Source organism: Arthrobacter sp. H14 (assembly GCF_000520495.1).
Classification (GTDB): Bacteria; Actinomycetota; Actinomycetes; order Actinomycetales; family Micrococcaceae; genus Arthrobacter_C.
Window position 1 is genome coordinate 20,053 of sequence record NZ_KI914670.1, and the last position, 11,438, is coordinate 31,490.

The window sequence follows — 11,438 nt, forward strand, 5'->3', positions numbered from 1 at the left end:
AACGTGTCCGCCGCAAAGAGCAAGCCTGCGGCGGGCTTCCGGAACGCCGATGTCGCTCAATAGCGCGACGATTGCGGTTTTGGCATGCCAGTCGGCCGCATCCAGTACTGCCGCTGCCGTTTCCTCATCCGCACCGGTTGCTTCGACGACGATGCGGCGGGCGCGGATCCGGAGCTTTTCGTTGTTGGCCTTCACATCGACCATCAGATTGCCGTAGGTCTTGCCGAGCTTGACCATCGACGCCGTAGACAAGGTATTGAGGACCAGCTTCTGCGCCGTACCGGCCTTCATCCGAGTCGATCCGGCGATGACCTCCGGTCCGGTCTCAACCTCAATCGGAACGTCACAGAGCCGGCTCATGGCCGCGCCCCGGTTATTGGAGATCCCGATGGTGACGGCGCCGGCGGCCCGGGCGGCTTCGAGCGCACCCATCACGTATGGTGTCCGGCCGGAGGCGGAGATACCGACCACGGCATCGTTTGCGCCGACTTTCATTGCCGCCAGGTCCGCTGCCGCCGCACCGCCGTCGTCCTCGTAACCCTCCCCCGCCGTCTGCATGGACCCCGGCCCACCAGCAATCAGTACGACGACGAGACCCGGGTCAGTGCCGAAGGTCGGCACACATTCCGCCGCATCCACGAAGGCCAGCCGGCCCGGCGTGCCTGCCCCTACGTAGATCAACCGGCCGCCGCGTTCCAGCTTTGCCACGATCGCATCCACGGCAGCGGTGATTGCGTCGCCTACGGCAGCGACGGCCGCGGGAACAAGTGCGTCCTCCGCGGCGATGCGGGCCACCAGGTCACGGGTCGAAAGGGTGTCGAGATCTGCAAGGTCGGGCCGGGAACGTTCCGTGGCCAATCCGCCGAGCTCGCTGCTGAGACTGTTCATTGCCACCCGTTCGTCGACCCGAAGCCATACCGGCAAGACGAGCCGGCAGGAAAACACAGAGACTGTTTATGCCAAGAGATAAGCACACCGCAGACCGGCGTGTCAACGATATTCATGCGTGGATGACGGCATGAAGCGTTTTTTCATCAGTAGCCGGCCGCGACGTCGACGAGTCCTTCCAGCTCCTCGCCAGCGGCCCAGCGGCGGACGTTTTCCCGCACGCGGGCGGAGATCAGAGGGCGAACCATCTCCTCCGTATCGGCGGTATGCGGCGTGATCAGGCAACGCGGTTCGTCCCAGAGCGGATGCCCGTCCGGGAGCGGTTCCGGATCGGTGACGTCCAGCGCGGCACCGGCGAGGCGTTCCTGCTTCAGAGCGTCCATCAGGGCGTCGGTGTCCACCAGCTTCCCGCGGGCAATGTTGACCAGAATGCTCGATGGCTTCAGCAGCAACAATTCCTTCTCACCGATCAGGCTTGTGGTCCCCTCTGTGAGTGCAGCGGCGATGACGACGACGTCGGCTTCCGGCAGTACCTCCTGCAGTTGGTCCGTGGTGACTGTGCGGTCGGCGGCCGGGACGGGCTCATCCTTGCGGCGCACGACGGTGATGGAGGTGCCGAATACCCGAAAGAGACGGATCGCCTCGAGCGCTATGCCGCCCGCCCCGATGATCACGATCCGCGATCCGTACAGCGGCGCACCGACCTCCGGTCCCCACGTTTTCGTCCGGGCCAGCTCCGGGAGCCGCCGAAGCGCCGCGAGGGTCAGCGCCAGAATGTGCTCGGCGACGGGGCGGGCGTAAGCGCCCTTGGCACTGCTCCAGGTCCGGTCGGCATGCTCGTTCATCACGTCGGCGTACCGTTCGATTCCGGCCGACGGCAGCTGAATCCAACCGATGCCCGGATGCTCCGTTAGCAGCCGGGACAGTTCATCCATCTCGATTTTGCCGCCGATGACGAGGCCGGTGGTGTCGGACGATAAGGGATCGACGGAGCCACCGCCGTCGAGGACAGCCTGCTTTAGGTAGCCCGCCGGCGCGGGGTTGCCCACCTGCTCAGCATGTCCAGCCTGTTCAGGGTACCCGTCCTGCTCGGAGTGTTCCGCCTGCTCCCGCTTCTCAGGGTTACCGCCAGGCTCCGGAAGAATCGCGATCCGAGGTGCCCGCGCCGTCGTCGTACTGGTCATAAGTGATGCTCCACGTTAGGTCCGATGGTGATGGAAGTTATCCCGTTCCCCGGCATCCAACACTACTCACGGCGGCTGGAAGGGGTGTAGCATCCGCTCCATCCACAGGATCTCCGCGCGATCGAACTCCCGGAAGGAGCAGCATGGAGCAGATCAACAATAAGCTCCTGAACTGGGCGTCCGTTCTTGACGAGAAGACCCGTGATCAGGCCGTTCTGGCCTCGAGTATGCCGTTTATTCATCCGTATCTGGCGCTGATGCCCGATGCGCATCTGGGCATGGGCGCCACGGTTGGCTCGGTGATTCCGACCCTCAAAGCCGTCATGCCGGCCGCCGTCGGAGTGGACATCGGCTGCGGAATGATTGCAGTGCAATCACAGTTCAACGCGAAAGATATTGAGGGGCTGAAGCGCCGGAAGCTGCGTCAGTGCATCGAAGCGGTGGTGCCGATGTCGTCGGGTAAGAACAACAAAAAGCTTACGGATTCGGCTCGGGCGCGGGTCCAGGAGCTGAAGGATCTGGCCGACGACGCGCACTTCACGCCCGACAACTACGCCGCGAATTGGACGCTCCAATTGGGCACGCTCGGCTCCGGGAATCACTTCATCGAGGCGTCGTTTGATGAGAACGACGACGTGTGGCTGTTCCTGCATTCCGGCTCCCGTGGGGTGGGGAACAAGATCGCGCAGCGGCACATCAAGACAGCGCAGGAGCAGTGCCACGAGGAGGGGACCTACCTGCCGGACCGGGACCTGGCCTACCTGCCCGAGAGAACACCTGAGTTCGATAAGTACATCCGTGAGTTGAGGTGGGCGCAGCACTTCGCACTCCTGAACCGGGAGGAGATGATGGACCGGGTGGTGGAGCAGTTCGAGAAGTGGATCGGCAAACCGGTGGTGGAACGCGAGCGCATCAATTGCCATCACAACTTCACCCAGCAGGAGCACCACGCCGGCAAGGATGTGTGGGTCAGCCGGAAGGGCGCCATCGAGGCGCGGCGGGGCATGAAGGGCGTCATTCCCGGTTCGATGGGCACGGCGAGCTACGTCGTCGAAGGCTCCGGCAACGAAGCCAGCCTGTACAGCTCACCGCATGGCGCCGGGCGGCAGCACAGCCGGAACTCAGCGCGGAAGCATTTCACGCAGGACCAGCTCCGCGAAGCCATGAAAGGTATCGAATACCGCGACACCATTGCCTTCATCGACGAGATTCCGGCGGCGTACAAGGACATTGACCAGGTGATGATGGACGCCAAGGACCTAGTCGAAATCACGCATACCCTGCGCCAGTTCGTAAACTGCAAAGGCGACTAGACAAACGCGCTTCGGCGCACGAAGTGCATACCCGGCACACGGCGGCCGATGCCATTCTCACGGGACGAGAACAGCCCTTGGCTTTAGCTGTGACAGCAGACACACTCATTAGAACGAGCACTTTACTGAGGAGGACCATGAAAGCCGTCCGGGTACACAATTACCACGAAGATCCTCGGATCGATGAGGTTCCCGAACCTCGGATCGATGGCCCGTGGGATGTGATTGTCGAGATCGGAGCGGCCGGACTGTGCCGCACCGATCTGCACGTAATCGAGGGGCAGTGGGATCCGATTCAAAATCCCTCCCTCCCCTACATCCTCGGCCATGAGAATGCCGGCTGGGTGAAGGAGGTCGGCAGCGCGGTCAGCAATGTCGCGCCAGGAGACACGGTCATTATGCATCCGCTGGTGACCTGCGGACTGTGCCTCCCCTGCCGGGCCGGCCAGGACTCGCACTGCGAGAACTCCACCTTCCCGGGCCTCAATGTCGACGGCGGCATGGCCGAATTGATGAAGACGAACGCCCGGTCGGTGGTCAAGCTGGATCCCAGTCTGAAGCCGGTGGATATTGCGGCCCTCGCCGATGCCGGTCTGACCGCGTATCACGCCGTCCGGAAGGCCATCCCATTGTTGCCGCCCGGCACGCATGCCATCGTCATCGGCAGCGGTGGCTTGGGGCATATCGGCGTTCAGTCCCTCAAGGCGCTCACCGCCGCGGAAATCACCGTCGTCGACAAGTCCGCCGAAGCCCTCGAACTCGCGTCGTCGCTAGGCGCACACAATACGGTCAACTCGACTGATGGTGCCGGCAAGCTGCTGGAGATCACCGACGGCGGCGCGCACGTGGTGTTCGATTTCGTGGGCGAGAACGGAACGGAGTCGACGGGCATCACCGCACTGCGGAACCGGGGAAGCTACTTCAGCATCGGCTACGGCGGAGCGGTCAACGTCGACACGATCGAAATCATCTCCCGTGAGATCAACGTCGTCGGGAATCTGGTCGGCACGTATCTGGATCTGGTGGAGCTGATGACACTGACCGCGCAGGGGCAAGTCACCCTGCACACGCAAACCTACGACCTCGAAGATGCCGTCCGTGCGATGCACGACCTCGACAAGGGGCAGCTGGTCGGCCGCGGCATCCTGGTCCCAAACCTCAACAAGTAACTGAAAACCTAAGGGTGATAACGATGGCGTTTCCCGCAAAATTTTCCGCACTCAACGCGCTGGAGCTCACAGACGAAGCCAGGCGGACACTGACCCGGATCATCCGGGTGGCGTTCCCGCATCCGCAGATACCGGACGGGCCGTACGAACGCATGGCGGAAAAAATCGTTACCGAGGCGCAGGAATCCACCTGGTTCCGGGTGGCGCTGACGCAAGGGCTCTCGACTATCGATTCCATGACCGAGGAGCATTTCCTCGACCTGTCCGATGAACGCGCCCTCGCCGTGCTGAAGCGGATCACGGATCTGGAGTTTTTCGGCTTCATCCGCCGGACGACGGTATTGAACTTCTATGACGATCCGGAGGTCTGGAAGATGTTCGGTTATGAGGGCGAGTCATTCTCCAAGGGTGGCTACATCGATCGGGGCTTCAACGACCTGAACTGGCTGCCCGATCCGCGGATCGACGAGTGCGGCGAGGACCTGCCCGAGGTCGGCCCGCTGCCCTACGAAATTGCGCAAACCGCCCCTGCCCGGGTCCAGCCCACATCGGAGGAAACCGAAGAGGAACCGGTCGATGACCTGTTCAAAGGAACCGACAAAGTCGAAGGAGCAAAGACGCTATGACCGAGGAACAATCAGCCCGATTCGACTACGACGACGACTCGGTCGCCGTGATCATCGGTTCCGGTGCCGGTGGCGGAACCCTCGCCCACGAGCTGACCGAGAAGGGGCTCAAGGTCGTCGTCCTCGAAGCAGGCGGACACCTCACCAGCGAGGACTACGTCAATAATGAGTGGGAATCGTTCAACCAGATGGCCTGGCTGGATCCGCGGACCACCTCCGGCAGCTGGCGCGTCGCCCGGGACTTCCCCAACCTTCCGGCGTGGATTGTCAAAGCCGTCGGGGGCAGCACCACCCACTGGTCAGGAGCCACGCCACGCTTCAAGGCCCACGAGTTCAAGACCCGCTCAACGTACGGTCGGATCGACGGCGCGAACCTGCTGGACTGGCCCATAACCCTGGACGATCTTGCGCCGTACTACGACAAGGCCGAAAAGAAGATCGGCAGCACGCACCGTCACGGCAGGCCGGCGTTGCCCGCAAACAACAACTACAAGGTGTTGGCCGCCGGCGCCGAACGCATCGGTTACCGGCACTACGCCACCGGCCCGTACGGGACGAACGCTGAACCGTACGATGGCCGGCCCGCCTCGATCCAAGACGGCTTCAACTTCCAAGGCGACAAGAGCAAGGCCAAATGGTCCACGCTCGTCTCTGAAATTCCGAAGGCGCTGGCCACTGGAAAACTGGACCTGCGTCCCAACAGCCAGGCGGTACAGATTACTCACACCGCTGAAGGTCTGGTGGACAGTGTGCTCTACGTCGACGCCGACGGAGACCTGCAACGGCAGAAGGCGAGGATCGTCGCGGTGGCGGGTAACGCCATCGAAACGCCCCGGCTCATGCTGCTTTCGGGATCGCCGCTCTTTCCCGACGGTCTGGCCAACTCCTCCGGGCAGCTGGGACGCAACTATATGCGGCACACCACCGGTTCGGTCTACGCAAAGTTCGACAAGCCGGTGCACATGTACCGGGGCGAGACGATGGCCGGTCTGGTGGCGGACGAGTCACGACACGACGTCGACCGCGGGTTCGCCGGCGGCTACTACCTGGAGACGATCGCCCTGGGCCCGGCGTTCCTGGCAAGCTTTGTCGACCCGGGTGCCTGGGGTCCCGAGTTCGCCTCCCTGCTCGACGATTACGAGAACACGGCGGGTCTGTGGATCGTGGGCGAGGACATGCCGCAGGAGTCCAACCGCGTCTCGCTCAACACCAACGCGCAGGACCGTTTAGGATTGCCGGTTCCCAATGTCCATTTCGATGACCACCCGAACGATTCAGCCATGCGCGAGCACGCCTACCAACAGGGATCGCTGCTGTACGAAGCGGTCGGTGCGCTGTCCTCACACCACACGCCGCCGTATCCTTCCACCCACAATATGGGCACCGCGCGGATGAGCGAACGCCCTGAAGACGGCGTGGTTAACGCCTATGGACAGACGCATGACGTGAGGAACCTGTTCGTCTCGGACGGGTCGCAGTTCACCACCGGCGCCGCGGCGAATCCGACGCTGACCATCGTGGCCCTGGCGATCCGGCAGGCGGAGTACATCGCAGAGCAAATGTCGACGTCGGCCCTCTAACTAGAGGTACGTCGGTGGCGGTGGGAGTCTGACGCTAATGGTCAGGCTTGCACCGCTCGGTTGTCTGTGGGTGGGGCCATCCACCTAACGGCGTTTATGCTGCTGTTCGCGTCATTTAACTGCCGCGCCGCTGGGGAAGCACCGACGTCGCCCGCAGCGCCCGGCTGACCTTGTCCGCCGTATCGCGCAGCAGAACTGCGACCTTGGCCGAACGCGCGTCGAACTCCCCCGCGTCCATGGAGACGGCGACGGAACCGACGATCTGGCCGGCAGCGTTGGTCACCGGCGCACCGAGACAGGATGCGCCGGTGATGAATTCTTCGCGCTCGACGGCGATGCCCCCTTCGCGGACCCGTTCCAGTTCCGCTTCCAGCCCGGTCTCGGTTCTGATGGTGCGGTCGGTCATGGCGGGCAGGCCATGCCGGGCAAGGTAGGTACGTCGCTGCTCGGCATCCATGCCCGCCAGCAGGATCTTCCCGAAGGCTGTGGCATGGGCAGCGTCGTTGAAGCCGAACCCCATCGGCGTGATCCGCCGTCGGGCCGGCGAATCCACCACGTGCGCCACCACAATGTGGTCCCCGCGGTGGAGGGCGTAGTACGCGGCCGCATCCCCGCGTGAATGCAGCTCCAGGATCAGCCGGGCCACGGCCGGCGGCGTTCCGACCTGGCGGCGCAGCGACTCGTCCAGCGCGTGGAGTTTGTAGCCGAGCCCATAGCGGCTTTCACCCTTGAGATGCACCACGTGTTCGGAAGCCACGAGGGCCTTCAGCAGTCTGTACACCGAGGGAAGCGGCATATCCAGAGCGGCGGAAACCTCCTTGGCGGACAGGCCCCTACGGTCGGACGCCACGACGTCGAGCAGGGCAAAAGCCTTCTGCACCGAAGCCATACCTTTTAAGGCATCATTGCGTCCCATGACTCAATATTGGCGCCTCGGCAAAGACATTCCAAAACCGGCGGCCGCCATTGTCCACAGGACACTCTGTCGTGGACTCGAGCAACCAGGGGTCCCGCCCGCCGTGCGGCCCCGCGCCTCCGTCAGGTCTACTCGACGGTGAGTTCGCCCATCCGGCCCCAGCCTTCGGCGTCGATCTTCTCGCTGATGATCTGCGGTGTTTCCACCAGAGCCTGAGGCATGTCCTTCATGGCCTGGGCGAAGTGCTCGCTGTTGACATGGTCCCCGGCGGCATCCTCCTGGAACGCCTCGACGAGGACGAATTCGTTGGGATTGTCCACGCTGCGCGACCAGTCGAAGAAGAGGTTTCCGGGCTCCTTGCGGGTCGTCTCGGTGAAGGAGCGGGTCAGGTCGATCCAGCGGTCGGACCAATCGGGCTTGACGTTGAATTTCACCACGATAAAGATCATCGGTTCCTGCCTTTCAGTACTGGGACTAAGAAGTGTTGGTGACAGCAGTCTTTCGCTGCCCGCCCCGCAGGTCAAAGGGCCGTTCTCGCTTGGTGAGAACTGGAGGCACCGGACAAGGGCGGAGCGAGTCTAAGCTGGGAGTGTCCCAGACGTGAGGAAGAACCATGTTCAGTGCGCTCCGCGCCGCAGTGGCCGATCCGGACCGGATCAAGACGCGTGCCATCGACCTGCATTCCCTTGCCCACGACGCCTCGCATTTCCTGCTGATTCCGCAGGCGGTGGCCATTCCTTTCGACGCGGACGAGGTGGGACGGTTGCTGCAAGCGGCCGCCGCGCAGGGTATTCCGCTGACGTTGCGTGCGGCTGGGACCAGCCTGAGCGGGCAGGCCGTGACCGACGGTGTGCTGGTGGACGTGCGGAAACACTTCAAGAAAATTGACGTGCTCGACGACGGCGCCCTGGTGAGGGTGCAGCCTGGCGTCACGGTGCGGATCCTCAATGCCAGGCTCGCGCGGTACGGGCGGAAGTTTGGACCTGATCCGGCGAGCGAGACGGCCTGTACGGTCGGCGGCGTGGTGGCGAACAACTCGTCCGGAATGCATTGCGGCACGGTTGACAACGCCTACCAGACGATCGATTCGATGACGGTGGTGCTGCCGTCCGGAACGGTCCTCGACACCGGCGCTCCGGACGCGGATGCCAGGCTGCGCGAGCTGGAACCGGCCCTGCATGAGGGCTTGCTGGAACTCTCGAACCGGCTGCGGTCCAACCCGGCCTCGGTGGAAACCGTGCGGCGGCTGTTCTCGCGGAAAAACACCATGGGTTATGGCCTCAACGCGCTCCTGGACTTTGAACGTGCCGTGGACATGCTGGCGCATCTGATGATCGGCAGCGAAGGGACGCTGGGATTCGTGGCCGAAGCGGTTTTCCGCACGGTTCCGAAACTTCCGCACACGGCCACCGGACTGTTGGTTTTCGACAACCTCGACGTCGCCACGGCCGCCCTTCCGGCTCTGGTGGAGACCGGTGCCGCGACGCTGGAACTGATGGATGCCGTGTCGCTGAAGGTGGGCCAGACGCTTGCCGGCGCACCCGCCGTCGTCAATGAGTTGGAAGTGAAGGACCATGCGGCGCTGCTGGTCGAATACTCCGCGGACAGCCCCGAAACGCTGGCCGGATTGCAGGAAACCGGGTTGCAGACCGCGGCCGCACTGGAGCTCAGCGTGCCGGCCGAATTCGGGACCGATCCGGCGGTCCGCGCCGCGCTGTGGCATCTGCGCAAGGGTCTGTACGCATCAGTTTCCGGCGCCCGCCCGCATGGAACAACGGCGCTGCTGGAGGACATCGTGGTTCCGGTTCCGGCGCTGGGCCGCACCTGCAAGGAGCTGACCCGGCTGTTCGAAAAGTACGGGTATCGGAACAGCGTGATTTTCGGCCATGCCAAGGACGGCAACATCCACTTCATGCTGACCGACCGCTTCGCCACCGCCGACGAGCTGGACCGCTACAGTGCCTTCACCGAGGACATGGTGGATTTGGTCCTGGGCGAGGGCGGTTCGTTGAAGGCCGAGCACGGCACCGGACGGGTGATGGCGCCGTACGTGCGCCGGCAGTACGGCGACGAACTCTACGACATCATGCGCGAGGTGAAGCGGCTCTTCGATCCGGCCGGAATGCTCAACCCCGGCGTGATCCTCGACGACGACCCGCAGGCACATCTGCGCCACATCAAAACCGCTCCGGCCGTTGCCGAGGAGGTGGACCGCTGCGTCTCCTGCGGGTACTGCGAACCGGTCTGCCCCAGCAAGGACATCACACTCACGCCCCGGCAGCGGATCGTCACGCTACGTGCCATTGAACAGGCACGGCTCGACGGCGATACGGCCCTGGTTGCCGAGCTGCAGAAGGACTACGACTACGAGTCGGTCCAGACCTGCGCCGCGGATGGGATGTGCCAGACGGCCTGCCCGGTCGACATCAACACCGGCGATCTGGTGAAGCGTCTGCGCGGCGAAGCGAACGGCCGGGTCAAGAACGCGATCGGGAACGCCGCCGCGAAGAACTGGAGCACCGTCACCCGCGGCGCCGCTGTGGCGCTCGACGTCGTCGCCAAGCTGCCTGCCGCCGTCGTTATTGCGCCGAACAAGTTGGCACGGGGCGTGCTCGGTGCGGACAACATTCCGTTGTACTCCCCCGAACTACCTACCGGCGGGACCTCGCGCAGGCGTGCCTCACCGGCGGGCGGAATCAGCCATCCTCCGGCCGATGCCGTCTACTTCCCCGCCTGCGTGGGAACGATGTTCGGACCGGCAGGAGAAGGTAATCGTGGAGTGCAATACAGCTTCGAGCAACTTTGCGAACGGGCCGGCATCAAACTTGTGGTGCCGGAAGGTATTAATGGACTCTGCTGTGGCACGCCATGGTCCTCCAAGAGCTTGACCGAGGGCCAAAAAACCATGCAGGAAAAGACCGTCGCCGCTCTGCGGACAGCTACCCGCGGCGGCGACCTTCCGATCATCTGCGATGCGAGCTCATGCACGGAGGGACTGCTGGATGCCATCATCAAGGATGATCAACCGGGGCCGGGGCAGCGCCCTCTCACCGTCGTCGATGCGGTCCAGTTCGCCGCGGAGCACATTCTGCCGAAGCTGCCGGATCTACCCGGGTTTGGGGCCCTGCCGAAACTGGACACGCTGGCCCTTCATCCCACCTGTTCCTCCACCCGGTTGGGCTTGAACGACGCCCTCGCTTCAGTGGCGGGCGCCGTCGCCGAGCGCGTGGAAGTGCCGGAGAACTGGGGATGCTGCGCCTTCGCCGGCGACCGCGGCATGCTCCACCCCGAACTCACCGCATCGGCAACAGATCGGCAAGCCGCGGAAATCACCGCCCTGGATGCCTCCGCCCATGCCTCCTGTAACCGAACCTGTGAACTCGGCATGACCCGGGCCACCGGCGAAAACTACCAGCACGTGCTGGAGTTGTTGGAGGAACGAACCAGGCTCTAAGCCTTGATCCACCGATCGGGTTTGGGGTGACGTCGGCGTTTTAAACGGGAGATGCCCGTCTTTTGAGGGAAAATATGACTTACCACAGACAAATTTTCCACCTCAAGAGAGGGCATCCCGTAGATGCAACTTTTCCATAGTCCCGGCTCGATGTCAGTTTCCTTCGATGACGAGAACCTTGTGTCGACCGCGGGGCTGGTTCCGGCGATGGGCCTGGCTCAGGACGCCGGCCTGCAGGATCTGGCCGCCGAGTGGCTGTCCGTGCCGACAGACAAAGGCGCGAATGCCGGACTAAAGGTCGCATCGCT

At 63.4% G+C, this 11,438-nt stretch carries 9 protein-coding genes and 1 pseudogene; 6 read left to right on the forward strand and 4 right to left on the reverse strand.

Annotated elements, in window-relative coordinates:
* The coding region (gene murQ / locus Y707_RS0115795) for an N-acetylmuramic acid 6-phosphate etherase (protein WP_026535804.1) at nt 1-888 on the reverse strand (888 nt) is incomplete at its 3' end.
* Between the two features lie 146 nt (nt 889-1,034).
* Nucleotides 1,035-2,072, reverse strand: a complete 1,038-nt coding sequence (locus Y707_RS0115800) for a D-isomer specific 2-hydroxyacid dehydrogenase family protein (RefSeq protein WP_081744932.1) — start codon at nt 2,070-2,072, stop codon at nt 1,035-1,037.
* A 143-nt stretch (nt 2,073-2,215) separates the two neighbouring features.
* On the opposite strand from Y707_RS0115800, the gene Y707_RS0115805 reads away from it, so the two are divergent.
* From Y707_RS0115805 to Y707_RS0115820, 4 genes are all read left to right on the forward strand, one after another.
* The gene (locus Y707_RS0115805) at nt 2,216-3,385 is read left to right on the forward strand and encodes an RtcB family protein (RefSeq protein WP_026535806.1); all 1,170 of its coding nucleotides are present in this window, start codon (nt 2,216-2,218) and stop codon (nt 3,383-3,385) included.
* A 137-nt stretch (nt 3,386-3,522) separates the two neighbouring features.
* On the forward strand, nt 3,523-4,554 hold the full coding sequence (locus Y707_RS0115810) for an NAD(P)-dependent alcohol dehydrogenase (RefSeq protein WP_026535807.1): 1,032 nt from the start codon (nt 3,523-3,525) through the stop codon (nt 4,552-4,554).
* Nucleotides 4,555-4,577: 23 nt separating this feature from the next.
* A complete protein-coding gene (locus Y707_RS0115815; RefSeq protein ID WP_026535808.1) occupies nt 4,578-5,180 on the forward strand; it encodes a gluconate 2-dehydrogenase subunit 3 family protein in 603 nt (200 codons plus the stop codon).
* Nucleotides 5,177-6,760: a GMC family oxidoreductase gene (locus Y707_RS0115820; RefSeq protein WP_026535809.1), complete on the forward strand. Its 1,584-nt coding sequence runs from the start codon at nt 5,177-5,179 to the stop codon at nt 6,758-6,760. Before Y707_RS0115815 ends, Y707_RS0115820 begins: the two co-directional genes overlap by 4 nt.
* Nucleotides 6,761-6,875: 115 nt before the next feature.
* On the opposite strand, the gene Y707_RS0115825 is transcribed toward Y707_RS0115820, so the two are convergent.
* Both Y707_RS0115825 and Y707_RS0115830 read right to left on the reverse strand, forming a co-directional pair.
* On the reverse strand, nt 6,876-7,676 hold the full coding sequence (locus Y707_RS0115825) for an IclR family transcriptional regulator (RefSeq protein WP_026535810.1): 801 nt from the start codon (nt 7,674-7,676) through the stop codon (nt 6,876-6,878).
* Nucleotides 7,677-7,804: 128 nt separating this feature from the next.
* Nucleotides 7,805-8,125, reverse strand: a complete 321-nt coding sequence (locus Y707_RS0115830; RefSeq protein ID WP_026535811.1) for a putative quinol monooxygenase — start codon at nt 8,123-8,125, stop codon at nt 7,805-7,807.
* A 164-nt stretch (nt 8,126-8,289) separates the two neighbouring features.
* Between Y707_RS0115830 and Y707_RS0115835 the strand changes: the two genes are divergently transcribed.
* Nucleotides 8,290-11,130, forward strand: coding sequence for an FAD-binding and (Fe-S)-binding domain-containing protein (locus Y707_RS0115835; protein WP_026535812.1), 2,841 nt, complete (start codon nt 8,290-8,292; stop codon nt 11,128-11,130).
* 123 nt (nt 11,131-11,253) lie between these two features.
* Nucleotides 11,254-11,438 (forward strand): annotated as a pseudogene (locus Y707_RS32920) (IS1380 family transposase); the annotation flags it as partial.

Coding starts and splice junctions, on each gene's coding strand:
- Y707_RS0115800 (WP_081744932.1), bottom strand. CDS start 2,072: ATGACCAGTACGACGACGGCGCGGGCACCTCGGATCGCGATTCTTCCG.
- Y707_RS0115805 (WP_026535806.1), top strand. CDS start 2,216: ATGGAGCAGATCAACAATAAGCTCCTGAACTGGGCGTCCGTTCTTGAC.
- Y707_RS0115810 (WP_026535807.1), top strand. CDS start 3,523: ATGAAAGCCGTCCGGGTACACAATTACCACGAAGATCCTCGGATCGAT.
- Y707_RS0115815 (WP_026535808.1), top strand. CDS start 4,578: ATGGCGTTTCCCGCAAAATTTTCCGCACTCAACGCGCTGGAGCTCACA.
- Y707_RS0115820 (WP_026535809.1), top strand. CDS start 5,177: ATGACCGAGGAACAATCAGCCCGATTCGACTACGACGACGACTCGGTC.
- Y707_RS0115825 (WP_026535810.1), bottom strand. CDS start 7,676: ATGGGACGCAATGATGCCTTAAAAGGTATGGCTTCGGTGCAGAAGGCT.
- Y707_RS0115830 (WP_026535811.1), bottom strand. CDS start 8,125: ATGATCTTTATCGTGGTGAAATTCAACGTCAAGCCCGATTGGTCCGAC.
- Y707_RS0115835 (WP_026535812.1), top strand. CDS start 8,290: ATGTTCAGTGCGCTCCGCGCCGCAGTGGCCGATCCGGACCGGATCAAG.